This is a genomic window from Streptomyces sp. NPDC107562 (assembly GCF_055657325.1).
This window is the reverse complement of record NZ_JBVKBE010000001.1, coordinates 274,869-300,421: the sequence shown is the minus strand read 5'-3', so window position 1 is coordinate 300,421 and position 25,553 is coordinate 274,869. Positions and strand designations below refer to the sequence as shown.

The 25,553-nt window shown below is 73.8% G+C and carries 25 protein-coding genes; 18 read left to right on the top strand and 7 right to left on the bottom strand.

Translation table 11 applies throughout. The features are described 5' to 3' along the window. The first annotated feature begins 165 nt into the window (after positions 1–165). The gene (locus ACZ7LV_RS01440; RefSeq protein WP_471934754.1) at positions 166–1,227 is read left to right on the top strand and encodes a YihY/virulence factor BrkB family protein; all 1,062 of its coding nucleotides are present in this window, start codon (positions 166–168) and stop codon (positions 1,225–1,227) included. A gap of 17 nt (positions 1,228–1,244) precedes the next feature. Here ACZ7LV_RS01440 and ACZ7LV_RS01435 read toward each other — a convergent pair whose 3' ends face one another. From ACZ7LV_RS01435 to ACZ7LV_RS01425, 3 genes are read right to left on the bottom strand one after another with little or no spacing between them, the layout of a single operon-like run. Continuing rightward, positions 1,245–2,741, bottom strand: a complete 1,497-nt coding sequence (locus ACZ7LV_RS01435) for a tripartite tricarboxylate transporter permease (RefSeq protein ID WP_471934753.1) — start codon at positions 2,739–2,741, stop codon at positions 1,245–1,247. A 1-nt stretch (position 2,742) separates the two neighbouring features. Further along, complete coding sequence (locus ACZ7LV_RS01430; protein WP_471934752.1) at positions 2,743–3,285, bottom strand: tripartite tricarboxylate transporter TctB family protein; 543 nt, start codon at positions 3,283–3,285, stop codon at positions 2,743–2,745. Continuing rightward, a complete protein-coding gene (locus ACZ7LV_RS01425; RefSeq protein ID WP_471936041.1) occupies positions 3,282–4,265 on the bottom strand; it encodes a Bug family tripartite tricarboxylate transporter substrate binding protein in 984 nt (327 codons plus the stop codon). Before ACZ7LV_RS01425 ends, ACZ7LV_RS01430 begins: the two co-directional genes overlap by 4 nt. A gap of 296 nt (positions 4,266–4,561) precedes the next feature. Here ACZ7LV_RS01425 and ACZ7LV_RS01420 point away from each other — a divergent pair, with 296 nt between their 5' ends. The 3 genes from ACZ7LV_RS01420 to ACZ7LV_RS01410 all read left to right on the top strand — a co-directional run bounded on the left by ACZ7LV_RS01420 (position 4,562) and on the right by ACZ7LV_RS01410 (position 7,561). Beyond that, entirely contained in the window at positions 4,562–6,193 is a 1,632-nt protein-coding gene (locus ACZ7LV_RS01420) for a sensor histidine kinase (RefSeq protein ID WP_471936039.1), read from the top strand. Then, positions 6,190–6,900 carry a response regulator gene (locus tag ACZ7LV_RS01415; RefSeq protein ID WP_471934751.1) on the top strand — a complete coding sequence of 237 codons (711 nt, stop codon included), beginning with the start codon at positions 6,190–6,192 and terminating at the stop codon, positions 6,898–6,900. The genes ACZ7LV_RS01420 and ACZ7LV_RS01415 overlap by 4 nt, the downstream gene beginning before the upstream one ends. 97 nt (positions 6,901–6,997) lie before the next feature. Beyond that, on the top strand, positions 6,998–7,561 hold the full coding sequence (locus tag ACZ7LV_RS01410; protein WP_471934750.1) for a hemerythrin domain-containing protein: 564 nt from the start codon (positions 6,998–7,000) through the stop codon (positions 7,559–7,561). 209 nt (positions 7,562–7,770) lie between these two features. On the opposite strand, the gene ACZ7LV_RS01405 is transcribed toward ACZ7LV_RS01410, so the two are convergent. Beyond that, positions 7,771–8,298 carry a hypothetical protein gene (locus tag ACZ7LV_RS01405; protein WP_471934749.1) on the bottom strand — a complete coding sequence of 176 codons (528 nt, stop codon included), beginning with the start codon at positions 8,296–8,298 and terminating at the stop codon, positions 7,771–7,773. A gap of 315 nt (positions 8,299–8,613) precedes the next feature. Here ACZ7LV_RS01405 and ACZ7LV_RS01400 point away from each other — a divergent pair, with 315 nt between their 5' ends. Continuing rightward, entirely contained in the window at positions 8,614–10,341 is a 1,728-nt protein-coding gene (locus ACZ7LV_RS01400; protein ID WP_471934748.1) for a hypothetical protein, read from the top strand. 42 nt (positions 10,342–10,383) lie between these two features. Here ACZ7LV_RS01400 and ACZ7LV_RS01395 read toward each other — a convergent pair whose 3' ends face one another. After that, entirely contained in the window at positions 10,384–10,839 is a 456-nt protein-coding gene (locus ACZ7LV_RS01395; protein ID WP_471934747.1) for a flavodoxin family protein, read from the bottom strand. Between the two features lie 128 nt (positions 10,840–10,967). On the opposite strand from ACZ7LV_RS01395, the gene ACZ7LV_RS01390 reads away from it, so the two are divergent. The 9 genes from ACZ7LV_RS01390 (at position 10,968) to ACZ7LV_RS01350 (ending at position 19,300) form a co-directional block, all read left to right on the top strand. After that, positions 10,968–11,618, top strand: a complete 651-nt coding sequence (locus ACZ7LV_RS01390; RefSeq protein ID WP_471934746.1) for a class I SAM-dependent methyltransferase — start codon at positions 10,968–10,970, stop codon at positions 11,616–11,618. An 82-nt stretch (positions 11,619–11,700) separates the two neighbouring features. Further along, on the top strand, positions 11,701–12,606 hold the full coding sequence (locus ACZ7LV_RS01385; RefSeq protein ID WP_471934745.1) for an arginase family protein: 906 nt from the start codon (positions 11,701–11,703) through the stop codon (positions 12,604–12,606). Positions 12,607–12,662: 56 nt separating this feature from the next. Next, entirely contained in the window at positions 12,663–13,226 is a 564-nt protein-coding gene (locus ACZ7LV_RS01380; RefSeq protein WP_471934744.1) for a TetR/AcrR family transcriptional regulator, read from the top strand. Between the two features lie 154 nt (positions 13,227–13,380). Further along, positions 13,381–14,418 carry a medium chain dehydrogenase/reductase family protein gene (locus tag ACZ7LV_RS01375; RefSeq protein ID WP_471934743.1) on the top strand — a complete coding sequence of 346 codons (1,038 nt, stop codon included), beginning with the start codon at positions 13,381–13,383 and terminating at the stop codon, positions 14,416–14,418. Between the two features lie 195 nt (positions 14,419–14,613). After that, the gene (locus tag ACZ7LV_RS01370; protein WP_471934742.1) at positions 14,614–15,978 is read left to right on the top strand and encodes an FAD-dependent oxidoreductase; all 1,365 of its coding nucleotides are present in this window, start codon (positions 14,614–14,616) and stop codon (positions 15,976–15,978) included. A 156-nt stretch (positions 15,979–16,134) separates the two neighbouring features. Next, positions 16,135–17,154: an NAD-dependent epimerase/dehydratase family protein gene (locus ACZ7LV_RS01365; RefSeq protein ID WP_471934741.1), complete on the top strand. Its 1,020-nt coding sequence runs from the start codon at positions 16,135–16,137 to the stop codon at positions 17,152–17,154. A gap of 54 nt (positions 17,155–17,208) precedes the next feature. Then, on the top strand, positions 17,209–17,919 hold the full coding sequence (locus ACZ7LV_RS01360) for a glycosyltransferase family 2 protein (RefSeq protein WP_471934740.1): 711 nt from the start codon (positions 17,209–17,211) through the stop codon (positions 17,917–17,919). Continuing rightward, positions 17,916–18,533, top strand: a complete 618-nt coding sequence (locus ACZ7LV_RS01355; RefSeq protein WP_471934739.1) for a TIGR04282 family arsenosugar biosynthesis glycosyltransferase — start codon at positions 17,916–17,918, stop codon at positions 18,531–18,533. The genes ACZ7LV_RS01360 and ACZ7LV_RS01355 overlap by 4 nt, the downstream gene beginning before the upstream one ends. Beyond that, complete coding sequence (locus tag ACZ7LV_RS01350) at positions 18,530–19,300, top strand: class I SAM-dependent methyltransferase (RefSeq protein WP_471934738.1); 771 nt, start codon at positions 18,530–18,532, stop codon at positions 19,298–19,300. The genes ACZ7LV_RS01355 and ACZ7LV_RS01350 overlap by 4 nt, the downstream gene beginning before the upstream one ends. A gap of 328 nt (positions 19,301–19,628) precedes the next feature. Here ACZ7LV_RS01350 and ACZ7LV_RS01345 read toward each other — a convergent pair whose 3' ends face one another. After that, on the bottom strand, positions 19,629–20,867 hold the full coding sequence (locus tag ACZ7LV_RS01345; RefSeq protein ID WP_471934737.1) for a molybdopterin-dependent oxidoreductase: 1,239 nt from the start codon (positions 20,865–20,867) through the stop codon (positions 19,629–19,631). A gap of 117 nt (positions 20,868–20,984) precedes the next feature. On the opposite strand from ACZ7LV_RS01345, the gene ACZ7LV_RS01340 reads away from it, so the two are divergent. After that, positions 20,985–22,319, top strand: a complete 1,335-nt coding sequence (locus ACZ7LV_RS01340; protein WP_471936037.1) for a hypothetical protein — start codon at positions 20,985–20,987, stop codon at positions 22,317–22,319. A gap of 20 nt (positions 22,320–22,339) precedes the next feature. Here the strand turns inward: ACZ7LV_RS01340 and ACZ7LV_RS01335 are convergent, their stop codons facing one another. After that, positions 22,340–23,134, bottom strand: coding sequence for an SDR family NAD(P)-dependent oxidoreductase (locus tag ACZ7LV_RS01335; RefSeq protein WP_471934736.1), 795 nt, complete (start codon positions 23,132–23,134; stop codon positions 22,340–22,342). A gap of 182 nt (positions 23,135–23,316) precedes the next feature. On the opposite strand from ACZ7LV_RS01335, the gene ACZ7LV_RS01330 reads away from it, so the two are divergent. From ACZ7LV_RS01330 to tgmA, 3 genes are all read left to right on the top strand, one after another. Then, positions 23,317–24,498 (top strand): hypothetical protein, encoded by a 1,182-nt coding sequence (locus ACZ7LV_RS01330; RefSeq protein WP_471934735.1) that lies wholly within the window; start codon positions 23,317–23,319, stop codon positions 24,496–24,498. A 214-nt stretch (positions 24,499–24,712) separates the two neighbouring features. Continuing rightward, positions 24,713–25,027, top strand: coding sequence for a DUF1232 domain-containing protein (locus ACZ7LV_RS01325; RefSeq protein WP_401667148.1), 315 nt, complete (start codon positions 24,713–24,715; stop codon positions 25,025–25,027). 323 nt (positions 25,028–25,350) lie between these two features. Next, complete coding sequence (tgmA, locus tag ACZ7LV_RS01320; RefSeq protein ID WP_393108460.1) at positions 25,351–25,542, top strand: putative ATP-grasp-modified RiPP; 192 nt, start codon at positions 25,351–25,353, stop codon at positions 25,540–25,542. Positions 25,543–25,553: the final 11 nt, after the last annotated feature.

Genomic DNA, 25,553 nt, shown 5'->3' with positions numbered 1-25,553 from the left:
AGCCGAGGCCGAGTGGGGGTACCTGGAGGGCAGGGCGAAGCCGGGGCCGCGGATTCGGTTTCGTCAGGTGTCGTGGTTCGGACCAGAGCCACGACACCGCCGTTTTCGGTACCGGCGCCGTGACCGGGCACCCTTAGGACGGCGGTTACGGGTTACTCGGGCTCCATGGCGAAGCTGCATCTCCCAGGTCACAAGGGTCAGCGCGACGGAGAGAATCCGACGCCGGAGGAGGTCGGTCCCCGGCCCGAGGTGGAAAGGGCGGCGCCGGACTCACCCACGAAGCTCCCGAGGCGGTCGTGGATGGCCGTGCTGAAGGGCAGCGTGCGCGAGTTCCAGGAGGACGAGCTCACCGACCGGGCGGCGGCCCTCACGTACTACACGGTGCTGTCGCTGTTCCCGGCGCTGCTGGTACTGGTGTCGCTGCTGGGCATCGCCGGCCGGTCGGTCACCGACCGGGTGCTGGAGAGCCTCCAGCAGGTCGCGCCCGGTCCCGGCCGGGACATCATCACCCAGGCCGTGCGGCAGCTTCAGGACAACTCCGGCGTCGGCTCGTTGCTCGCCGTCGTCGGCCTGGTGCTGGCCGTCTGGTCGGCGTCGGGCTATGTGGCGGCGTTCATCCGCACCTCGAACGTCGTGTACGACGTGCCCGAGGGCAGGCCGATCTGGAAGGTCCTGCCGGTGCGTGTCGGAGTGACCGTGCTGCTCATGGTGATGGCCCTGATCAGTGCGGTGATCGTGGTCTTCACCGGTGGTCTGGCCCGCCGGGTCGGGGACGTCATGGGCCTCGGCGACACCTTCCTCACGGTGTGGTCGATCGCCAAGTGGCCGGTGCTGGTCGTGCTGGTCACGTTGATGATCGCGGTCCTGTACTGGGCCTGCCCCAACGCCAAGGTCAAGGGCTGGCGCTGGCTCACTCCGGGCAGTTTCCTGGCGCTCTTGGTCTGGATGGCCGCGTCCGCGGGCTTCGCGTTCTACGTCGCCAACTTCGGCTCGTACAACAAGACCTACGGCACGATGGCCGGCGTCATCATCTTCCTGATCTGGCTCTGGGTGACCAATCTGGCGATCCTGCTCGGCCTGGAGTTCGACGCCGAGACCGCGCGCCAGCGTGCCATCGCCGGGGGCCACCCGCCCGAGGCGGAGCCGTACACGGAGCCGCGTGACACCCGCGCCTGGGACGAGCAGGACCTGCAGAAGGTGGACCTGCCGGAGGACCGCACGTCCTGAGTCCTCCGGTGCCGTGCCTACGACGCGGCCGAGCGGTCCCGGCGTACGAGCCGTTTCAGCAGCGGCCACGTCAGCAGCACGACGACCACGGCGTACACCGTCACCGCGAACGGCGTGTCGACCAGCCCGGCGACGCTGCCGTCGCTGATCTGCAGGGCGCGGCGCAGTTGCTGCTCGGCGCCTGGGCCGAGGATGACGCCGATGACGGCGGGCAGCACGGGGAGTCCGTAGCGGCGCATGCCGAACCCGATGAGTCCGATGATCAGGAGGATCACCAGGTCGACGGCCTCGCCGCCGACGGCGTAGGCGCCGACCGAGGCGAAGAAGAGGATCCCCGCGTACAGGTAGGGCCGTGGGATGCGCAGCAGTCTGGCCCACAGCGGCGCGAGCGGCAGGTTGAGGGCGAGCAGCAGCACCATGCCGACGAACAACGAGGCGATCAGGCCCCACACCAAGTCGGGTTCGCGCTCGAAGAGCAGCGGGCCCGGCTGGATGCCGTACTGCTGGAAGGCGGCCAGCATCACGGCGGCGACGGCGGTGGTCGGCAGTCCCAGCGTCAGCATCGACACCAGGGTGCCCGCCGCCGAGGCCGACGCGGCGGACTCGGGGCCGGCCACGCCCTCGATCGCGCCCTTGCCCCACTCGTCCTTGTGCTTGGACAGGCGTTTCTCGGTGACGTAGGAGAGGAAGGTGGGGATCTCGGCGCCGCCCGCCGGGATCGCGCCGAAGGGGAAGCCGATGAACGGGCCGCGCAACCAGGACTTCCAGGTGCGCCGCAGATCGGCGCGGCCGAGCCACGGGCGGCCCACGGGGATCGGCTTCCCCGGCCGGCGCCGCAGATGGGCGGCGACCCACAGGGCCTCGCCGATCGCGAACAGGCCGACGGCGACGATCACCACGTCGATGCCGTCGGCGAGCTGGAGCGAGCCGAAGGTGAGTCTCTGCTGGCCGGTCATCTGGTCGAGGCCCACCAGTCCGAGCGTCAGCCCGATGAACAGGGACGCGAGACCCCGGATCCGGGACGAGCCGAGGACGGACGTCACCGCGATGAAGGCGAGCACCATGAGGGCGAAGTAGTCGGGAGCGCCGATGTCGACGGCGAGCCGGGCCACCGTCGGGGCAAGCACGACCAGCAGGATCGTGCCGACCATCCCGCCGGCGAAGTGGCCGACGGCCGCCGCGGCCAGCGCCTGGGCGCCGCGCCCCGACTTGGCCATCGGGTTGCCTTCCATCGCGGCGACCACGGCGGCACTCTCACCGGGGGTGTTGAGCAGGATCGAGGTGGTCGAGCCGCCGAACATGGCGCCGTAGTAGATGCCCGCGAACATGATGAACGCGCCGACCGGATCGAGTCCGTAGGTCACCGGCAGCAGCAGCGCGACCGCCATGGCCGGGCCGATGCCGGGCAGGACGCCGATCGCGGTGCCGAGAAGCACACCGAGGGCGGCCCACAGCAGGTTGAGCGGGGTCAGCGCGGTGCCGAAGCCGTCCAGCAGGGAGTCCAGGGCGTTCATCTCACAGCACTCCCATCAGGGGACCGCCGGGCAGCGGCACTCCGAGCAGGTTGTCGAACACGACGTAGGTGACGAGGGACAGCACGGCGGCGACGAGCGGGTCGCGGTCCAGGCGCCTGCTGCCGAGGGCGAAGGCGGCGCCCCAGAACAGCAGGGCGCCCGCGACGGGGAAGCCGAGCGGCTCGATGAGGACGGCAGCGCCGAGGAAGACACCGGCCAGCAGCAGCACCGTGCGCCAGTCGGCGGGTTCGGACAGGTCGATGTCCTCGCCGGTCTCCGCCTGGCCGCGGCCGCCGCGCAGCACGTCGACGGCGAGCAGGGCGGCGATGACCAGCAGCCCGGCACCGACGGCGAGGGGCACCGTCCGGGGGCCGACGGGTCCGCGCTGGGTGATGTCGACGTCCATGGTGAGCGCGTCCGTGAGCACCAGCAGGCCGAGGGCCAGCAGCAGGACGCAGACGCCGAGTTCGGAGTGGTCGCGCAGCCAGGAGCGGCGGCGCTCCGCGGCGGGCGTCGGGGGGAGGTCGGCGGTCGGAGTCGTCACAGTCCCAGCTCCTTCAGTACCGAGACCACCCGCTGGTCCTGGGCGTCCAGGAAGTCGCCGAACTCCTCGCCGGACAGGAAGGCGTCGTCCCAGCCGTTCTGCTTCATGGACTCCTGCCACTCGGGCGAGTCGTGAAGTTCCTCGACGAGGCGGACGAGTTTGCCGCGCTCGGCGTCGGAGAGGCCGGGAGGGGCCACGATGCCGCGCCAGTTGGTGAAGTTCACGTCGTAACCCGCCTCCTGGAGGGTGGGCGCGTCCAGGCCGTCGACCCGCTCGGGTCCGGTGACCGCGAGGAGGCGCAGCTCACCGGCCTTGATCTGGTCGAGGTACTCGCCGACGCCGGAGACGCCGAAGGCGACCTTGTTGCCGAGGATGGAGGCGAGGAGCTCGCCGCCGCCGTCGAACGGGACGTAATTGACCTGTTTCGGGGAGATCCCCGCTGCACGCGCCATCAGCATCGGCGCGAGATGGTCGGGGCCGCCCGGTGAGGAGCCGCCGCCCACGGGGAGCTTGCCGGGATCGTCCTTCCAGGCGTCGACGAGGTCGTCGATCGTCCGGTACGGCGAGTCCTTGGCGACCACGACGACGTCCTGCTCCTCGGTGAGACGGGCGATCGGGGTGGTGTCGGCGAGGGTCGCGGGCGCGTCGTTGGACCGGACGGCGCCGACGACGCCGAGCCCCATCGACATCGCGAGCCTGCCGTTGCCGTGCTCGCCGACGAGGCGGGTGAGGCCGACGGTGCCGCCGGCGCCGGGCAGGTTGAACACCTCGATGCCGGGGGTGAGTCCGGCGTCCTCGGCGTTCTTGGCGGCCGTGCGCGCGGTGATGTCGTAACCGCCGCCGGGGGTGTTGGGGACCATGAAGCGCAGGCCGGGGATCTGGGTGCCGGTCCCGGTGCCGCTGCCGGTGGTCAGCAGCGGGGGCCCGATGAGGACGAGCACGGCGGCCCCGAGCAGGGCGAGGGGGGTGCGCAGGCGCACGAGTGCCACCACCTGTCGGTCGGTCGTTGCGGTCGGGGGACGCCCTGTGGGGAGGGTGAGGTGGGCCACATGCTGCACCCGCTTCGCCCGGTTGTCCCGCTTGCGCAACCAACGGAGATTCTGGTCTTTGTGTCAGCGCCGCGCCGTGGTGCGGCCGCCGCCCGGGCCGTGCCCGATCCCTTTCCCTTCGCGCAGGTGAGGGCCATGATGGGGCGACCCCGCCCAGCAAGCCTCCCCGCCGAAGGATCGTGTACGCCGTGGTCACCGCCTTCCGTCGTCAGACCCTCGCCGGCGAGATGCTGGTGCTCCAGCTCGCCATCGTGGTGGTGGTGCTGGTGGCGGTGGCCGGGGTATCGCTGGCGCAGTCGGAGGCGACCTTCGACCGGGTGGAGGGCCGGCGGGTCGGCGCGCTGGCCGAACAGCTGGCGGCGAACCCCTTGGTGCGCAGCCAGCTCGTGGAGCCACTGCCGCGCGAGGCGCTGGCGCCGCTGGTGAACTCCACGCAGTCGCAGTCCGGGGTGACCTCCGTGACGGTCGCGGACGCGCGGGGGCGGATCGTCAGTTCCACGGACCCGACGGCGATCGGTGCGCCGCTGCCGCTCGGCGCCGGTGCCGCCCGGGGGCGCGGCTGGTCGGGGGAGCTGACGCTGGGCGGCGGACGGGAGCGGGTGGCCCAGGTGCCGGTGTTCGGGGCGGCGCCGGAGAACCTCGGACGGCACCTGGGCACGGTGATGGTCGGCGAGGCCTCCCCCACGGTCTGGCAGCGGCTCAGCGGCGCCTCCTCGTACCTGCTCGCCTATCTGGGCATCGCGAGCGCGCTGGGGCTGGCCGGGTCGCTGCTGCTGGCCCGGCGGGTCAAACGGCAGACCCTCGGGCTGGAGCCACGGGAGATCGCCGGGCTCGCCGAGCACCGGGAGGCGATGCTGTACGGGATCGCCGAAGGCGTGGTGGCCCTGGATCCGCAGGCCCGGGTCACGCTGGTGAACGAGGTGGGCCGGCGGCTGCTGGCCCTGCCCGGGGACTGCGTGGGGCGGAGTCTGGCGGACCTCGGCGTCGAGGGGCGGCTGCGGGACGTGCTGAGCGGGGGCCGGGACGGCGCGGGCGACGGGCGCGACCAGGTCGTCGTCCGGCACGGCCGGGTGCTGGTCATGAACCGGATGGCGGTCCGCAAGGACGGACGGCCGCTCGGCTCGGTCACCACGCTGCGCGACCGTACGGAACTGGCCCGGCTGGAACGGGAGATCGGGAGCTTCCGCAGTTCCTCGGAGCTGCTGCGCGCCCAGGCCCACGAGTTCGCCAACCAGCTGCACACCATCTCGGGGCTGATCGAGATCGGCGAACAGGAGGAGGTGGTGCGCTACGTCCGCGCCCTCAGCAGGCGCCGCCAGTCCCTCGACGTCACGCTGAGCCGCCGGGTCCGCGACAGCACGGTGGCGGCCCTGCTGATGGCCAAGTCCTCCCAGGCCGCCGAACGCAAGGTGCGGCTGCGCATCTCCGAGCACACGGCGCTGGAGCGGCTGGCGCCGGAGGACGCGGCCGACGTCGCCACGGTGGTGGGCAACCTGGTGGACAACGCGGTGGATGCCGCGGCGGCGGGCGGTGACGCGGGTCGTGACCGGTCCGGTGGGAGCCAGGAGGCCTTCGTCGAGGTCGAGTTGCGGCAGGACGCGGCCAGTGTCGAGATCGCCGTCCGGGACTCGGGGCCCGGTGTGGCGCCGGACCTGGCCCGGGAGGTGTTCGCGCACGGCTTCACCACCAAGGTTGCCCGCGACGGCGGGCGCGGCATCGGCCTGGCGCTGACCAGACTGGTCTGCGAACGTCACGGCGGGGAGATCTCGGTGAGCAACACCGCCGACGGCGCCCTGTTCACCGCGCGCATGACCGTCAGTCACCTCACCGGCGCGGTGCCGGAAGGAGCGGACCGATGACGGGCGACGGGGCGACACCCGGCATGCCGGACGCGATCGACGTCCTCGTGGTCGACGACGACTTCATGGTGGCGAGGGTGCACCGCGCCTTCGTCGAGCGGGTCGGCCCGTTCCGCGTGGTCGGCGTCGCCGGCAGCGGCCGGGAGGCCGTCGACGCCGTCGACGAGCTGCGCCCTGACCTGGTCCTGCTCGACCTGTACCTGCCGGACGTCTTCGGCCTGGACGTCATCCCGCGGCTGCGCGCCGCCGGGCACGACTGCGACGTCATGGTGATCAGCGCCGCCCGGGAGGCGGAGACCGTGCGCGGCGCCGTACGCCACGGCGTGGTCGACTACCTGCTCAAGCCCTTCGAGTTCGAGGACCTGCGCACCCGTCTGGAGCGGTACGCCGCCCAGCGCGGGCGGCTGCTGAGCACCGTCGTACGGGGCCAGGCGGACGTGGACCGGGTCCTGGCCAAAGCGGCGCCCGCGCCCGTGGCCGGCGGGCTGCCCAAGGGCATGAGCGTGGAGACCGCCGAACTGGTCGAGCGTGCCCTGCGCGCCGCCGACGGCACGCTCTCCGCCACCGAGTGCGCCGCCCTGACCGGGATCTCCCGCGTGAGCGCCCGCCGCTACCTGGAGCACTTCCACACCACGGGCAGCGCGGACGTGTCCCTGCGGTACGGCGCGGCCGGGCGGCCCGAGCGGCGGTACGGCTGGCGCGTATGAGGCACGGCGGCACCGTGTCGGCCTGCCGGGGCGGGGCACTCGTACGCGGTGGCGGAACTCATCCGGAGCCGCCGTGCGCACCCAGGAGGCAGGGATCATGGGACATGGTGGAAACGTCATCGACGAGTTGGTGACCGATCACCGTGAGGTGGAGGAGCTGTTCGGCCGTATCGAGGCGCTCGCGCCCGGTGACAAGGACCGCAAGCTGTACGCCGACCAGGTCACGATGGAGCTGGTCCGGCACTCGGTGGCCGAGGAGGCCTATCTCTACCCGGCGGTGCGCCGGCACGTGCCGAACGGCGACGCCCTGGCCGACGAGGAGATCGAGGACCACGCCAAGGCCGAGCAGCTCATGAAGGACCTGGAGGGATGCGACGCCGACGACCCCGAGTTCGACCGCCTCATCGGCCTGTTGATGACCGAGGTCCGTGCCCACCTGGCCGAGGAGGAGGGGACCCTCTTCCCCGCGCTGCGCGCCGCCTGTACCCCGCAGGCCCTCGACGAGCTGGGGGACAAGGTGCGCCAGGCGAAGAAGGTGGCGCCGACCCGTCCGCACCCCTCCGCCCCGGACACGCCGCCGCTGAACAAGCTGCTGGCGCCGGGCGCGGGGCTGGTGGACCGGGTGCGCGACGCGCTCTCGGGCCGTGGGAAGAAGGCATGACCTGACCCGAGCCGCGCACGCCGCCGGGCCGTGGGAGAGGGCATGACCTGACCCGAGCCGCGCACGCCGCCGGGCCGCCGGGCCGTGGAAAGAGGGCATGACCTGACGCGGGCCGCGCTCGCCGCCGGACCCAGGGAAGAAGGCGTCAACCGACCCGAGCCGCGCACTGCGCCGGGAGCGGGCCGCTGTCCGCCCCGGCGTGCGCGGTCTCAGGCGATCAGTGCCCGCCCCGGCCCCAACCGGTCCAGCAGCGGCTCCTGGTGCAGTTCGGCGACCGGGGCCAGGAGGTCGGGGTGGCGCAGCAGCGCCGCCGCCCGCCGGTCGTGCGCGTCGGGCGCGACCAGGCGCCGGAACTCCGCCGGCTCACCGGCCGTACGGCCGCCGTCGGCCAGCGCGGTCACCGCGCGACGGGCCAGTGCGGGGTCGCTGAGCAGGCAGGCGGCCCAGCTCGCCACCACCTCGTCCACCCAGGTCCGCCACGCGTAGGAGTCGAGGCCCTCCTCCCCGTGGACGTCCGCCCCGGTGATCCGGTCGAGTCGGCCGGAGCCTCCCGGCCCCGCCATCGCGACCAGCGCGGCGTCCGTCCGCGTCGGGTACCGCAGCCACGCGGCGACCGTCACGGCCTGGCGCGCCTGCACCTCGCACAGGGCGGCGGCCAGGGCGCCCCCGGACGCCGGATAGGCGCGCGTGAGCCACTGGGCGGTCGCCGCTATCAGCGGGGAGAGATCTGCGAGCACTGCCGAGCCGTCCGAATCCTGGGCGCGTGGACACGCCCTCGTCTTGTACGAGGAGGAGGGCACCCCGGAGGAGGGAAGGGTGCCGGGTACGAGGGGAAGGGCCTGGGCGAAACCGTAGCCCGGAAGGCCCGGGGGACGACATGGCCCGGCGCTCATCGCCGACGTGGCCTCGGCCACACCCGGGGCGCCCGGTCGTCACACGCTCGCCGCACCCGGGTGGCGGGGCGCCGACCCGGCCCCTAGTAATGGTCAGGGACATCGCGTGTCGCGCTTCGGTAGCGCAGGAGCGGCCGCACGACTCCCTTGGAGCCCAGCATGACCACGCGCTCATCCCCTCAGCCGGACCCCTCCCACATACTCTTCGGCGACCCTTCCGCCGGCGAGCCGCCCGCGGCCCTCGCCCCCGTCGCCGAGCCGGCGGCGTACGGCCTCCCCGCCGCGCAGCCGCCGGCCGCCCCCACCGCGCAGGCCCCCGCGTACGGCTCCCCCGCCGCGCAGGCCCCCGCGTACGGCACCCCGGCCGCTCAGCCGCCCGTGTACGACATCCAGGCCACGGGCGCGACCCTGTACCGCGTCCCCGGTGTTCAGGCGTCGGCGCCCGGCGCCCCCGTGGGTCCGTCACCGGTTCACGGCGCCCCGGTCCTGGAGCCGCCGCCCTACCGCCCCCCGGCCACCGAGCCGCCGGTACGCAGTGCCCCGGTCCTGGAGCCGCCGCCCTACCGCCCCCCGGCCGCCGAACCGCCGGTGCACAGCGCACCCGTGGCGACGTCACCGGTCCACAGCGCCCCGGTCGCGGAGCAGCCGGCCCACGGTCGTCCGGCCACCCCTGTGCCGGGCCACGGTGGTCCGCCCGGCGAGCCGCCGCCCCGGCCCGCCCCCACCGCCGAGACGAGGTACGTCGTCGGCGCGGCACCGGGCCGCGACCTGACCGCGCTCCTGGAAGCCGCGGGCCCGCTGGACGAGACGGTTCTGCGGCCCCCGTCGGCATCGGACGCCGGGGCGCCGGACCGCGCGTCGGCCCCACCGCCGCCGCTGAACCCGGTCGGTGACCTCGTCCACGCCGCCGTGAGCGACCGGCCGCTGGAGGAGATCGTCCGGCTGGTCACGCTGATGGAGCAGTCCCCCGAGTACGCCCAGACCGTCACCGCGGTGCTGCGGGCGGTCGCGCTGGACCGGCCCGTCGAGGACGTGGCGCGTCTCATCGCCCAGTTGACCCACCCGCCGCGCCACGCGGACAGCGCGGACGAGACCATCCGCGTCGCGGTCGCGAGGCGCTCCGTCGACGACGTGTCCCGCCTGATGGCCCTGCTGCACCAGACCTCGCTGCCGCCGCACTGCGGACAGGAGGCGGTCCGCGCGGCCGCCATCGGGCGGCCCGTGGAGGAACTGGTCGAGCTGATCGGCAGGTTGGGCCAGGAACGGCAGCGCGAGGCGCTGGCCGCCGCGGCCGCCCTGCGTCCGCACTCCGGGGTCGTCCCGGAGCCGCCCCCGGACCCGCCCGCCGCGCCGGAACCCGAGGCCGTGCGGACGCCTGCCGCGCCGGAGCCGCGGGAGGCGGCACGGCCCCGTACCGGGCGGAAGCCGCGGATGCGGCGCGCGCGCCGCACGGCGCAGCCCAAACGACAGGTGTTCTGGCCGAGTTGGCTCGCCGCCGCGGCCCTCGTCGTGTGCGCCGCGGCGTATTTCCCGCTGCGCCGCGACGACGCTCCGCTCGGCGTCTACGCGCTCGCGCTCGGCATGTCCGGGGCGTGCCTGGTCGTCGCCGTCCTGGTGGCGGCGCGCACCGGTGTCCCGGCCCTGCTGGCGGGGATGCTCATGCCCGCGGGGCTCGCGGGGGCCGGGCTCCTGGAGAGCCGAGTCCATTCGTCGGGCCTGTCGAGCGCCCTGGACCTCACGGTGGCCCCGCCCTGGAGCGCCGGTCTCACGGCGGTGAGCGCCTCGCTGGCCTCCCTCGCGGCCCTGCTCCTGCTGCTGATGGTCCAGTTGGCCGAGCGGTATCCGGCACCTCGTCCGACGGCCGGGGCCGGCCGGACGGCGGAATGACGGCGGCGTCGGCCGGGGCTGAGCCGTTGCGGGCAGCCCCGGCTACGGCGCCATGAGCCCGGCGGCGACCGTCGCCCCCAGTTCCCAGCAGCGCTCGACGTCGGCCCGGCCCGGCTCGCCGGTCACGGTGACCGCCTCGGCGGCGCGCCGCCAGCCGAGGCCGGTGGTGACCGACTCGATGCCGCGCACGGCGCCCGTGACGTCGCTGCCGCCGTGCACGTAGTAGCCGAAGGGCCGGCCGCGCGTCTCGTCCAGGCACGGGTAGTAGACCTGGTCGAAGAAGTGCTTGAGCGCACCGGACATGTAGCCGAGGTTCGCCGGGGTGCCCAGCAGATAGCCGTCGGCGGCCAGGACGTCGGAGGCGGTGGCGGACAGCGCCGCCCGGCGCTCCACCCGGACGTTCTCGATCTCCGGCGTCGTCGCCCCGGAGATCACCGCTTCCAGCAGGGCCTGGCAGTTCGGCGAGGGCGTGTGATGCACGATCAGCAAGGTGGTCACGCCCGCACCCTGCCGTGCGGCCCCCCGCGGCCGCAAACCGCCGCCGTCCCGGTCGGCCGCCGCCCCGTTGTGACCCCGGCCCGTGAGTGGAACGATGCCCGGCACCAGCCGTGACGAAGGGAAGCATCGTGACCGAGGGGGATCATCGGCCGCGCGCCGCCACCGTGTTCGACGCGATCGGCGCGGCGTACGAGCAGGCGTTCGCCGGCTCCGCCGCGCACCGGGCGTCGCTGGAGTGGCTGCTCGGGCGGCTGGAGCCCGAGAGCCGGGTGCTGGACGTCGGCAGCGGCACCGGGCGGCCCACGGCGCAGGTGCTCGCCGACGCGGGTCACGACGTCCTCGGCGTCGACGTCTCACCCGTGATGGTGGAGCTCGCGGCCCGGCAGGTGCCCGGCGCCTCCTTCCGGTGCGCCGACATCCGCGAGATCTCCCTGCCGGACGCCTCGTTCGACGCGGTGTGCGTCTACTTCTCCCTGCTCCAGCTGTCGCGCGCGGAGCAGTCCGCCCTGCTCGGACGGCTGGTGCGGGCGGTGCGGCCCGGCGGACACCTGGTGCTGGCCACCGTGCCGCTGGACGTCGAGGACGTCGAGGCCGTCTTCATGGGGCAGCCCGTGCGGGTGACGAGCTTCGGCGCCGAGGAGTTCGCCGCGCTGGCGGGCGACGCGGGGCTGTCGGTGCTCCGGCAGGAGCGCTCGGTCTTCACCCCCGCCCATCCGGAGGCGATCCCGGAGCCGCACCTGTTCCTGTACTGCCGGCGGGAGCGGGACCCGGGCCGCTGACAGGGCGGCGGCCGCGTTTCTGGGCGACGATGGCCGCAGGGACGAGGGCCGTGGCACCGCCCACCGGCGAAGGGATCGTGACGTGCGGGAACTGGCGATCATCGAGGCGCCCTCGGTCCTGGGGCTGCGGCCGTGCGGCGTCGAGGAGCTCCCGGCGGCCCTGTTCGCCGCCGGGCTGCTGGACGTCCCCGGCGCGGTGCGGGCAGGCCGGGTGGAACCGCCGCCGTACGACGAACGGCGGGACCCGCAGACCGGTGTGCTCAACAGCGCCGGTATCGCGCAGTACTCCGTGCGGCTCGCCGACGCGCTCGGCGCGGTGCTCGACTCGGGCCGCTTTCCCGTCGTGCTCGGCGGCGACTGCAGCATCCTGCTCGGCAATCTGCTCGCCCTGAAGCGGCGCGGCCGGCACGGTCTGCTGTTCCTCGACGGGCACACCGACTTCTACCAGCCGGCGGCCGAACCGGCGGGCGAGGCGGCCTCGATGGACCTCGCCCTGGTCACGGGCCGAGGACCCCGGATCCTCACCGACATCGGGGGCCGCGGGCCGCTGGTGCGCGACGAGGACGTGGTGGTCCTCGGTTACCGCGACGCCCTGGAGTCGGCCGAGTTCGGCATGCAGCCCCTGCCGTCCGAGCTGTACGCCCTCGACCTCGACGAGGTGCGAGCCGTCGGCGCCGGAACGGCCGCGCGCCAGGCGGTCGAGCGGCTCTCGCGCGCGCCCGGCGGCTACTGGGTGCATCTCGACGTCGACGTCCTGGACGACGCGATCATGCCGGCCGTCGACTACCGGCAGCCCGGTGGGCTCACGTGGCTGGAGCTGGAGGACGTGTTGAGCACGGCCCTGGCCGACGAACGGGCCGTCGGCCTGGACGTGACGATCTTCAACCCGCGCCTGGACCCCGACGGGGGCATCGCGGTCGACCTGACCGAGTGCCTGCGGCACGGGCTGTCGGCCCGCGTGAAGGCGGGCCGCGGCGAGGCCGGCTGACCCCGGGGCGGCGGGGACCCTTGACGGACCAGAAGTGTGAGTGGTTGAGTACTCACATGAAGACGGAACAGCGTCGGCTCTCCACCGCCGAGGAACGCCGCGAGACCGTGCTGCGCACGGCCATCGGGGCGTTCGCGGCACGCGGCTACTTCGGCACCACCACCACGGAGGTGGCGAAGGCGGCCGGGATCTCGCAGGCGTACGTGTACCGGCTCTTCCCGAACAAGGAGGCGCTGTTCACCGCCGTGGTGGAGTACTGCTTCGTCCAGGTCCGCGCCGCCTTCGAACGCGGGGCGACCGAGGCGACCGGCAGCGCGCCGGAGGTGGTCCTGGAGGCGATGGGCGACGCCTACGCCCGCCTGATCAGCGACAACGACCTGCTCCTGGTGCAGTTGCACGCCCAGGCGGCGGCCGTCTCGGAGCCGGCCGTCAGGGACGCGGTCAGGGCGGGGTACGCCCGCGCCGTCGAGTACGTCCGCGGCGCCTCCGGCGCGGGCGCGCCGCAGATCCAGCAGTTCTTCGCGACCGGCATGCTGTGCCATCTGATCGTCGCGATCGACGCGACCTCGGTCGACGCGCCCTGGACCCGCACGCTGTCCGAGGGCATCACGCACTACTGACCGACCGCACCGACCCGGGCGGCCGTCCGGTTCCTCCCTGGACCGACAGCCGCCCCCTCTGAGGCCTGGAGAGTGAGTGGTCAACCACTCTCAAGACTCAACTCAAGCCCCAAGCCACTTCGTCACCCACCACCGCGAAGAAGGAGACACCGCCATGAAGGCCACCGAAGTCGTCCTCCCGGCCGTCGGCGAACCCGAGAGCCTCGAACTGCGGGTCCGGGAGCTGCCGAAGCCGGGTCCCGGCCAGGCCCTGGTGCGGGTCGAGGCCAGCGGCGTGACCTTCGCCGAGCAGCAGATGCGGCGCGGCAAGTACTACGACATGCCCAAGTTCCCGTTCGTACCCGGCTACGACCTGGTCGGCGTCGTCGAGGAACTCGGCCCCGGGTCCGCTCCGGTGGCCGCGGGGCAGCGCGTCGCCGCCCTCACCAAGACCGGCGGCTGGGCCGATCACGTCCTCATGGACGCGGCGGATCTGGTGCCGGTCCCCGAGGGGATCACCGCGGCCGCGGCGGAGACGCTGGTCACCAACGGCGCGACGGCCTGGCGGATGCTCTTCCGCACGGCCGAGGTCCGCAGCGGCGACACCGTCCTCGTGCACGGCGCCAACGGGGGCGTCGGCAGCGTGCTGGTCCAACTGGCCCGCAGCAGCGGCATCCATGTCATCGGCACCGCCTCGGCCCGCAACCAGGAGGCGGTCGCCGCGATGGGCGCGACCCCGGTCGACTACCGCGGTGACGTGCCGGCCCGGGTCCGGGAGCTGGCGCCCGCCGGCGTCGCCGCCGTCTTCGACCACGTGGGCGGCAGGAGCGTCGACGACTCCTGGCGGCTCCTCGCCCCCGGCGGGACCCTCGTCTCGTACGGCAGCGCATCGACCCGTGACCAGGCCGGCAGCGGCACGGTCGCGGTGCTGAAGCTGGTCGCCAAGCTCGCGGCCTGGAACGCCCTGCCCAACGGCCGGCACGCCCACTTCTTCAACCTGTGGGCCGGCAAGGCGCGCCGCCCCGAGCGGTACCGGGCGGAGCTGCGGGAGGACCTCACGAAGATCTTCGACCTGCTCAGGACGGGCGCGATCGAGGCCAGGATCGACCGGGTCTACCCGCTCCGGGAGGCCGCCGCCGCGCTGCGGCACGCCGAGTCCGGGACCGTCGTGGGCAAGGTCGTGATCGCACCCGACGCCGAGGACGGGCGGTAAGAGGTGCGGGGGGCGTCGACGCAGGGGCGGCCACGCCGAGGGCCGGTGGCGGTCACCACGGACCCTCGGGGGGCCTTATGGATGCCATAAGGTAGCCTTATGAGCTCATAGAGCGGACCCGCGTACCAAGTTAGGCATGCCTTAGCTTAGGCTTCCCGTCGAGTCGCCTCATCATCGCTCGAAGGGAACCTGATCATGACGCGCCCGCTGCGGGTAGCCATCGTCGGAGCCGGCCCGGCCGGGATCTACGCCGCCGACGCCCTGCTCAAGTCCGGCGTGGCCGCCGAACCCGGCGTGTCCATCGACCTCTTCGAGCGGATGCCGGCGCCGTTCGGCCTCATCCGCTACGGCGTCGCTCCGGACCACCCCCGCATCAAGGGCATCATCACGGCCCTGCACCAGGTGCTCGACAAGCCGCAGATACGGCTCTTCGGCAACGTCGACTACCCGACCGACATCAGCCTGGACGACCTGCGCTCGTTCTACGACGCCGTGATCTTCTCCACCGGCGCGACCGCCGACCGGGCGCTGTCGATCCCGGGCATCGAGCTGGACGGCTCCTACGGCGCCGCCGACTTCGTGTCCTGGTACGACGGGCACCCGGACGTGCCGCGCACCTGGCCGCTGGAGGCCGAGAAGGTCGCCGTCCTCGGTGTCGGGAACGTGGCCCTCGACGTGGCGCGCGTCCTCGCCAAGACCGCGCAGGAACTGCTGCCGACGGAGATCCCGCCGAACGTCCACGACGGCCTGAAGGCCAACCGGGCCAAGGAGATCCACGTCTTCGGCCGGCGCGGACCCGCGCAGGCGAAGTTCAGCCCCATGGAGCTGCGCGAGCTGGACCACTCCCCCACCATCGAGGTCATCGTCGACCCCGAGGACATCGACTACGACGAGGGCTCCATCGAGACCCGGCGTGGCAACAAGCAGGCCGACATGGTCGCCAAGACGCTGGAGAACTGGGCGATCCGGGACGTCGGCGACCGTCCGCACAAGCTCTTCCTGCACTTCTTCGAGTCGCCCAGCGAGATCCTGGGCGAGGACGGCAAGGTCGTCGGGCTGCGCACCGAGCGCACCGAGCTGGACGGCACGGGCAACGTCAAGGGCACCGGCGCCTTCACCGACTGGGACGTCACGGCCGTCTACCGGGCGGTCGGCTACCTCTCCGACAAGCTCCCCAAGCTGCCCTGGGACATCGACTCGGGCACCGTCCCCGACGAGGGCGGCCGCGTGATCGAGGAGGGCGGCACGCATCTGCAGTCGGTGTACGTCACCGGCTGGATCCGGCGCGGCCCCGTCGGCCTCATCGGCCACACCAAGGGCGACGCCAACGAGACGGTCTCCCACCTGCTGGACGACTTCGCCCACAGCCGTCTGCACACCCCGTCCGCACCGGCTCCCGAGGCCGTCGACGCCTTCCTGGCCGAGCGCGAGGTCCGCTTCACCACCTGGGACGGCTGGTACCGGCTGGACACCGCCGAGAAGGCGCTGGGCGAGCCCCAGGGCCGCGAGCGCGTGAAGATCGTCGAGCGTGAGGACATGCTGAGGGAGAGCGGCGCGTAGGCGCACCGCGCACCTGACGGCGAGGGGCCCGGCGGCAGTCCGCCGGGCCCCTCGCCGTCCCCCGCGTCCCCGCCGTCCTACGGCGCGCCTTACGGACCTGTGACGTGACGGGCGCGGTGCGGCTCCGCGCCCGGTGTGCCGACCTAGCGTGTGGCCATGCGCGTACTGATCACCGGCGGTGCCGGATTCATCGGGTCCCATGTGGTCGAGGCACTGTCGGCGGCGGGGCACGAGCCCGTCGTGTACGACGTGCGCGGGGACGCCCGCTCGGACGTCCGGGACCTCGACGCCGTACGCCGCGCCCTGTCCGGCGTCGACGCCGTGTCGCACCAGGCGGCGATGGTGGGTCTCGGCACGGGCTTCGCCGACGCACCCGAGTACGTCTCCCGCAACGACCTCGGAACCGCCGTGCTGCTCACGGCCATGGCCGAGACCGGCGTACGACGGCTGGTGCTGGCCGGCTCGATGGTGGTGTACGGGGAGGGCCGTTACCGCTGCGCCCGGCACGGCGCGGTGCGACCCGGCCCCCGGGCGGCCGCCGACCTGGCCGCGGGGCGTTTCGAACCGACGTGCCCACACTGCGGTGCCGCGCTGGAACCCGGTCCGGTCGGCGAGGACGCGCCGGCCGATCCGCGCAACGTGTACGCGACGACGAAGCTCGCCCAGGAGCATCTGGCTTCGGCGTGGGCGCGGGCCACGGACGGCACGGCGGTGTCGCTGCGCTACCACAACGTGTACGGGCCCCGGATGCCCCGTGACACGCCCTACGCCGGGGTGGCCTCCTTCTTCCGTTCCGCGCTGGCCCGGGGGGAGGCCCCGCGCGTCTTCGAGGACGGGCGCCAGCGACGGGACTTCGTGCACGTGCGGGACGTGGCCTCGGCCAACGTGGCCGCGCTGGAGGCGAGTTCGGCGCCGGGCGCGCTGACGGCGTACAACACCGGCAGCGGTGAGCCGCACACGGTCGGGGAGATGGCGCGGGCGCTGGCCGACGCGTACGGGGGGCCGGAGCCCGTGGTGACCGGGGAGTACCGGCTCGGGGACGTCCGCCACATCACCGCGGACTCCTCCCGGCTCCGCTCCGCGCTGGGCTGGCGGCCCGAGGTCGCATTCGTCGACGGGATGCGGGAGTTCGCGCGGGCCGGGCTGCGGGCGGAGCCCGGCCCGGCACTGCCCTGACGTCCGCGTTCCGTAAGCAGCGCAAGCCCGATATGCCCCCTTTCCATTCGTAGGGTGAAAGCCGTGACAACCCCTCCCCCACCCCCGCCCGTCGATGTCGTCCTGCCTTGTCTGAACGAGGCCGAGGCCCTTCCCTGGGTGCTGGAACGCGTCCCGGCCGGATGGCGTGCCCTCGTCGTGGACAACGGTTCCACCGACGGCTCGGCGGACGTCGCCCGCGCGCTCGGCGCCACCGTCGTCAGCGAGCCGCGCCGCGGCTTCGGCGCCGCGTGCCACGCGGGACTCACCGCCGCCACCGCGGGCATCGTGTGTTTCTGCGACTGCGACGCCTCGCTCGACCCCTCCCTCCTCGTCCCCTTCGTGGCGGAGGTGCGGGACGGCCGGTCCGACCTGGTCCTCGGCCGCCGCCGGCCGCAGGGGCGCGCCGCCTGGCCGGCGCACGCGCGCGTCGGCAACGCCGCGCTGACGGTGCTGCTGCACCGGCGCACCGGGCTGCGGCTGCACGACCTCGGCCCGCTGCGCGCCGCCCGGCGTGAGGCACTGCTCGCCCTCGGCCTGACCGACCGGCGCAGCGGCTATCCGCTCCAGATGGTGGTGCGCGCCGCGGACGCGGGCTGGCGCGTCGCGGAGCACGACGTGCCGTATCTGCCCCGCACCGGAGTCTCCAAGGTCACCGGCACCTGGCGCGGCACCTGGCAGGCGGTACGGGACATGCGCCGCGTGCTGGCCGAGCCGCCCTCGGCACTGGAAGGGAGCCCCCGATGACCACCCTGCTCGTCATCGCCAAGGAGCCACGTCCGGGGCACGTCAAGACGCGGCTCACCCCGCCCTTCACGCCCGCCGAGGCGGCCGCGCTGGCCGAGGCCGCCCTGGTGGACACGCTGCGCGCGGTGGCCGCGACTCCGGCTCACCGCCGGGTCCTGGTGCTGGACGGGCGTCCTGGCCCCTGGCTGGTGGAGGGCTTCGACGTCGTGCCGCAGTGCGCGGGCGGACTGGACGAGCGGCTGGCGGCGGCCTTCGCCGGGTGCGACGGGCCGGCGCTGCTGATCGGGATGGACACGCCGCAGGTGACGCCGGAGCTGCTGACCGTGGACTTCGCCGGCTGCGACGCCTGGTTCGGCCCGGCCGAGGACGGTGGCTTCTGGGCGCTGGGACTCGCCGAGCCCGCCCCGCGGTTGCTGCGCGGCGTCCCCATGTCGACGCCGCGCACCGGCGCCGTCCAGCGCGAACGGCTCGTGGGGGCCGGGCTCCGGGTGCGGGACCTGCCCGGGCTGCGGGACGTCGACACGGCGGCCGACGTGGCGGCGGTGGCCGCGCTGGCGCCGCGCGGCCGGTTCGCCGCCGAAGTTGCGCGGCTGCGGGCGGCCACCGGCCGATGAGTGCCCCCTACGAGACGACACGGCCCGGTCGGCTCCTCCCGTGGACCGCCGACGACCCCTATGCACGCGCGCTGCGCACCGGCCGCGGCCCGCTCTTCCTGCGCCGCAGCGACGGCTGGCTGCTGCCGCTGGACGTGGAGCGCTGGTGCGCCCGTCCGGACGAGGCCGACCTGACCGTGCTGGCCCGCTGCGAGGGCGCCGTGCTCGACGTCGGCTGCGGCCCCGGCCGGCTGGTGGCCGAGCTCGCCGCCCGGGGCCGCCGGGCGCTCGGCGTCGACGTCAGCGAGGCCGCCGTCGCGCACACCGCGCGCCTCGGCGGCCGGGCCCTGCACCGCTCGGTCTTCCAGCCGCTGCCCGGCGAACGCCGGTGGGGCACCGCCTTGCTGATGGACGGCAACCTCGGCATCGGCGGCGACCCGCACGCCCTGCTCGGCCGCCTCGCCCGGCTGCTCGCGCCCGGCGGGCTCGTGATCGCCGAGACGGTCCCGATGGACATCGACGAACGCATCCAGGTCCATGTCACCGACGGACAGGGCACGGCGGGCGTCTCGTTCCCGTGGGCGCGCCTCGGCACCCCGGCGCTCACGCGGCACGCGCGCGTGCTGGGTCTCGGCGTGGACGGTCAGTGGTCGGCGGGCGGCCGCTGCTTCGTGGCCCTGCGCACCCGCAGCGCCAGCAGCAGCGCCGAGCCACCGCACAGCACGGCGGTGATCAGCAACCAGCGCGCCAGGAAACCGTCCGCGGACAGCCCCGTCACCAACCGGTAGCGCTCGTCCATCTGACCGCTGATCAGCGGGAACCACATGAGCAGCAGGAGCCCGGACAGGACGGCGGGGACCCGGACGTAGGGCACCCACTCCCGCCACATCACCGTCTCCAGCGCGCCCGTGAGCCCCCGGTCCGCCGCCGAGTACAGCGGCAGCAGCACCAGATCGTGCAGCAACGCCGCGCCCACGAACCAGAGCACGACCCCGAACCGGTCACCCGCGAGCAGCCGCACGCCGGCGTACCCGGCGAGCGCGAACGAGCAGGCCAGGAGCAGGATCACCAAGGGGCTGCCGAGAAGGAGGCGGGGCCGGGTGAGGGTGGGGCGCATCAGAGGTCTCCGAACGTCATCCGTGCCACCCACTTGGTGTTCAGCACGCCCGGCGCGGCGGGCACGATGATCCGGGCCGGGTAGCCGTGGTCGAGGGTCAGCGGCTCGCCGTTGACGTCCAGGGCGAGCAGGGAGCGCGGGTCGGCCACCTGGTTGGCGCGCAGCGCGGCCCGGCGGAAGGCGCCACGCTGTTGCAGCGACTCCACGAGGACGTCGGCCGGCTCGTCATGGCCGGCGAGGGCAGCGAGGTCCCGCAACCGCACGCCGCGCCACCACTGGTCGGACGTGGACCAGCCCTCCACGCAGGCGATCGGCAGCGCGGCGGAGTGCAGCGGCATCCGCAGCAGTTCCGGCCGGCCGAGCCGGACGACGCCGGCCGGGCCCCGGACGACCAGCCGCCAGGTGTCGTCCGCCGTCTCCCGGGCGTCGATCGCGGCGTACTGGGCCGTCTTGTTGATCTGGAAGCCGCCGGGCCCGCTGCCCGGTTCCGGTCCGCCGTGCGGAACGAGGAGGGCGGTCTGCCGCAGCGCGCCGTCGAAGCTGCGGCCCGCCGAGGTGATGAACAGCAGCAGCGAGGCCCCTCCGACCAGTCCGAAGGCCCCCCGCCGGGACACGGTGGGTTCGGCGGGGCGCGGGGACACCAGGTCGTCCTCCTCCTCCCGTCCCCCGGCGCGCAGCGCGCGCAGATTGCGCAGGGCCGTCGGCAGCTTCAGGACGGCGTGCGCGACGAACGCGGCGAAGAAGACCCAGGCGCCGTAGAAGTGCAGCGTGTAGAACGAGCCGGGGAAGATGTAGTCGAGCTGGACGTTGAGCAGGCCGGTCGCGAACTGGAACAGGGCGCCCCCGACCAGCAGGAGCAGCGAGATCCGCTCCAGCGCGTGCGCAGCCGAGCGGGCGGGCGGCAGGGTGAAGAGCCTCGGCACGACCGACCAGAGCTTGGCCAGCAGGACGGGGACGAGGGTGATCCCGAGGGTCACGTGCACGCCCTGGTTGAGCCGGTACAGCCAGGACGGGCTGGTCGGCCAGGAGAACAGGTAGAAGCCGAGGATCCCCTTGTCCGGGGTCATGTCGTTGACCGGCGACAGGTTCGGGTTGTAGGCGGCGTACGACAGCAGTCCGGTGACGAACAGCACCGTGATGCCCACGAGCAGGACGATCCCGAGGACGGCGGTGAACCCGGGGCCGCGCAGCGGGCTGCGCCAGAAGCCGGGCGAGGAGGGGAGCCGTAGATCGCGCATGTCCCGACGTTAGGCCGGGACCCGTGCCGAAAGACGTGCACGACCCATGACGAAACGCTGACGTCGGGGCGCCGGACGTCCTCGCCGGGCCGGTGGCGGCCTAGCGTCCTGCGTGTGATCCGCTCCTCTCGTCTCCGTGACCTGGCCGCCGCGCTGTCGGCCGTGCTGCTGTTCGTGGCGGCGGTGCTGGTCGGCCGCCACATCGAGGACAGCGACGGCACGCTGTTCGTCGCCTGGCCTCCGTTGCTCGCCTCCTGGGGGCCTCATGCGGGGCCCGGCACCCCCGCCGCCGTGGTGGTGGCGGTCGCGGTGGTGGTGTACGGGCCGACGCTCGCCGCCCGGCTGCGGTGGCGCGCGCTGCTCGCCGTGACCTGCGGCACGGCGATGGCGTGGACGTGGTCGCTGGCCCTTGTCGACGGCTGGCACCGGGGCGTCGCCGAGCGGCTGACCACGCGGTACGAGTACCTCCAGGTCATCGACCGCTTCCAGGACGTCCCGGCGGCCCTGCGGCACTTCACCGAGTACATCGTGATCCAGGGCCCCGACCACTGGCCCGCGCATGTCGCCGGTCATCCGCCGGCGGCCACCCTCACCTTCGTCCTGCTGGACCGGATCGGACTGGGCGGGGGCGCCTGGGCGGGCGTGTGGTGCATCACCGTCGGGGCCACCGCGGTGGTGGCGGTGCTGGTGACGGTGCGCGTACTGGCCTCGGAGGGGCTCGCACGGCGCGCGGCGCCGTTCCTGGCGGCGGCGCCGGGCGCGGTGTGGATGGGCACCTCGGCCGACGGGTACTTCACGGCGGTCGCCGCGTGGGCCGTCGCCCTGTTCGCGCTGGCGCTGACCGGACGGCGGCCGCGCGCGGCGGCGTTCGGCGCGGGACTGCTGTTCGGGCTGACCTGTTACCTGTCGTACGGGCTGACGCTGATCGGGGTCGTCGGGGCGGCGGTGCTGGTCCTCGGGCGGAACCGGCGGGCGGTGTGGCTGCCACTGGTGGCCGGGGTGGCGGTGCTGCCGCTGGTGTTCACCCTGGCGGGCTTCGACTACTGGGAGGCCTACCACCTGCTCGTGGAGCGCTACAACCAAGGCGCGGGCGGTGTCCGGCCGTACTGGTACTGGGTGTGGGCGAACCCCGCCTGCACGGTGCTGGTGGTCGGGCTCGCGACGGTGGCGGGGCTGGTCCGCGCGGGCGGGGCGCTGCTGCGGCGGCACGAGGAAGGGCTCGTGCCGCGCCGGCCGGAGCCGCGGCTCGCGGTGCTGCTCCTCGCCGCGCTCGTCGCCGTCCTGGCCGCCGACCTGTCCGGGATGAGCAAGGCGGAGACGGAACGGATCTGGCTGCCGTTCGCCGTCTGGCTGCTCGCCGCCGGTGCCTTCCTGCCTCGCCCCCGGGGCTGGCTCGCGGCGCAGGCCACGGTGGCACTGCTGGTCAACCACCTGTTGCTGACGGGCTGGTGAGCGGCGTACGGCGCCGCGGGTCAGGGCAGGATCGCGTCCACGTAGCCCCCGTCGACCCGCACGGCACCGCCCGTCGTGGCGGACGCCAGGGGTGAGCTCAGGTAGACGACCATGTTCGCGATCTCCTCGGGCTCGATCAGGCGCTGCAGCAGCGACTGCGGGCGGTGCTCGCGCATGAAGGCCCGCTGGGCCTCGTCCCAGGGCAGCTCGCGGTCGACGAGCTGGTAGACGAAGTCCTCGACCCCCTCCGTGTGGGTGGGACCCGCCATGACGGAGTTGACGGTGACGCCGCTGCCGGCCGCCTCCTTCGCGAACCCGCGGCTCACGGCGAGCAGCGCCGTCTTCGACATGCCGTAGTGGATCATCTCGGCGGGGATGACGACGGCCGAGTCGCTCGCGATGTTCAGCACCCGGCCCCAGCCCCGCTCCGTCATCCGGGGCAGGTAGGCGCGGATCAGCCGGACCGCCGACAGGACGTTGACCTCGAAGTAGCGGCGCCACTCGTCGTCGGTGATCTCCAGGGCGGGGGTGGGGCCGAAAATGCCCAGGTTGTTGACCAGGACGTCGACGTCGGGCAGGGCGTCGACGGCACGCGCGGCGCCCTCCTCGGTGCCCAGGTCGGCGGCGACCGCCACGAACTCGCCGTCCGGCGCCTCGGCCCGCAGTTTCCCGAGGCTCCTTTCGAGGCGTTCCGCGTCACGTCCGTTGACGCCGACGCGGGCGCCCGCGCGGGCCAGGCCCACCGCGATCGCCGCGCCGATGCCCTGGGAGGAGCCTGTCACCAGCGCGGTTCGCCCGCCGAGGTCCAGTTTCACGGGGGTCACTCCTTCTGGGTTCGCCGTCGTAGGGTCGGCCGATGTCCTCCTGCCCACCATCCCCGACCTTGCACGTGCCCGCAGGTGGACCGCCCGCTCGCCGGGCGACCCCCCGGGTGACCGGGGCCGTCGGCGGCGACGATACTGGCACCCGCACCCCGCCCCCGTTCACAGATGGACTCATGCCGACCTCCGCCTCCGAACGCCCGATGACTCCCCCCACGGTGTGGCTGGCCCGCGGCCGCCATGCCGGGCCCGCCGCGCAGGACGTGGTCCGGCGGCACGCGCAGCAGCTCAAGGAGAGCGGGGTGATCCGCGACTGGCTGGAGCTGCCCGAGACCGAGGGCGCGCCGGAGCAGGTCTTCGAGGCGCGCTGGGAGGCCGGGGAGGAGGTGACCGTCCGGGCCAGACTGGCGCTGGCGCTCGACCCGGCGCGGGAGGGCGCGTGGACGCTGGCGGCGGAGGCCGAGGCCCCCTGGGATCCGCGCTGGCCGTCGCCGGCGACGATGTTCTGGCCGGACGATCCCGGCGTGCCCTGGGACCACGAGGGGGAGACGGGGGCGGAGCTGCGGCTGCGGGACGTCAATCCGCTGCCGCCGGACGACAAGGAGCTGCGGCGCGTCTTGAGGGGCGCCGCGCGTGCCGGTTGGGCCGTCCACTTCGTCGTGCACGAGGCCATGACCCCCGACGCGCGCGGCCGTCTGCCGCTCGCCCGGCTGCTGCCGCCGGGCCTGCGCCACCGCGTGGTCGAGCACCGGGCGGCGCCGCACCAGTTGCGGGCCGTGAACTGGGCGCTGCGCGAGGTCGGGGTCCAGGTGCCGCGCGGCGGAGCCGTCGTGCTGCCCGGCGAACCGGCTCCGCAGGGGTACGACGGTGACGACTTCGCCGTACGCAGTGTCTTCCTGGACGGCTCGGAGCCCGCCGAGCTGCTCGCTGCGGTGCGCCGCCTCGCCGCCTCGCCGCGGCCGCTGCCGGACGGGGCCGGGGAGGTGCTGACCGCGTTGCGGGAGGACTGGCACCTGCTGACGCTCCAGGAGGAGCTGGCGCGCGAGCGGGCCCTGGTGACGATGTACGCCGAGGCGTTGGAGGCCATGACCCGGTCCCGGGACCTGTACCGGGAGGCCGCCGAACGGGCCCACGAGGCCCTCGCCGTCTACCGCGAGTCGGCCGCCGACCAGCCAGCGCCGCCCGTCGGCGAGGCGCGCAAGGAGGCACCCGCCGCGTCCCCGCTCCAGCAGCTGACCCGCACCCTGGAGCGCTTCAAGGGCGGCGCGAAGGCCCGGCGTCCGGGCGGCGCGGCGCGGGACGGGAGCGGCCCGGGTCACGACGGCGCGGAGAACGGCGCCGACGGCTCGGGCGCCTGAGCCGCCGGCGCCCGGCCGCCCGCCCCTGCGGCGGACGCGTAAGCCGCCGGGGCCGGCCCGTTTCTCGCGTGCCCGGACGCCAGTTCCGGCACATCCGTACCCGGCAGGGGTGTGCCGAGCGGCACAAACGCCCCCAACGGAGGCAATACAGAAGCCGTATCAGGGAATCCAAGAAGGGCACGCGCGTAGCGGTGCACCGGACCTAGGAGGGCCCGTGGATTCCACGACAGCAGTGCTCGCCGTCGTCGCCGTGGCCGCGGCGCTCGTGCTCGCCACGGCCGTGGGGCTGCTGGTACGGCTGGTCCGGGCCCGGCGCGGCTTGCGGCGGGCCGGGCTGCCGACGGGGCCACGCTGGGTGTTCTGGGGCGCCGTCCTGTACTTCGTACTGCCGACCGATCTGCTGCCCGATCCGGTGTATCTGGACGACATCGGCGTACTCCTGCTCGCCCTGCGCACCCTGCGCGCCCCCCTGGCCGGGCGGGCGGACCGCACTCCTGTCGAGGCCTCCCGGCCCGGCGACCCCGCCTGACTTTCCGGACGGATCACCGCACTCCGCACCACCACCCGTCGGGTGCCGACCGGCCCGCGCGCCCCCGGGACCGCCCCACCGCGCCCCACCGCCGCTCCGTGTGCGCGGCTCCCGACCCCTCGGCCAGTCAACCGACCGACTCCGTCGGCCGTCTCAGGTTCAGAGCGACCGACTCGCCCGTGATCACGGAGCGTAAGGAAACCAACCACCCGTTCGATTCGTATAAGTCCATGGAAGCCCCGGACATCGAGCGGAAGACGCCACCACGCACCTCGGACCGACGGCCCGACCGGGGCAGCACGCAGCACCCAGAGGGAGAGACGATGCAACCGTTCGCGCTCAACTACGCACGCCCGGCGGCGGAGTTGGACGTCGCCACGCCGTACGCGTACGACTCCGGCCTGCAGTTGAACGTACTGTTCGACGGGCGGATCGCCGCCACCGACCTCGCGCTGCTCAGAGAGCTGGGGACCACGACCTCCACCGCCGGCTCGAAGACGCACTTCGACGACTGACCCCGGACCGT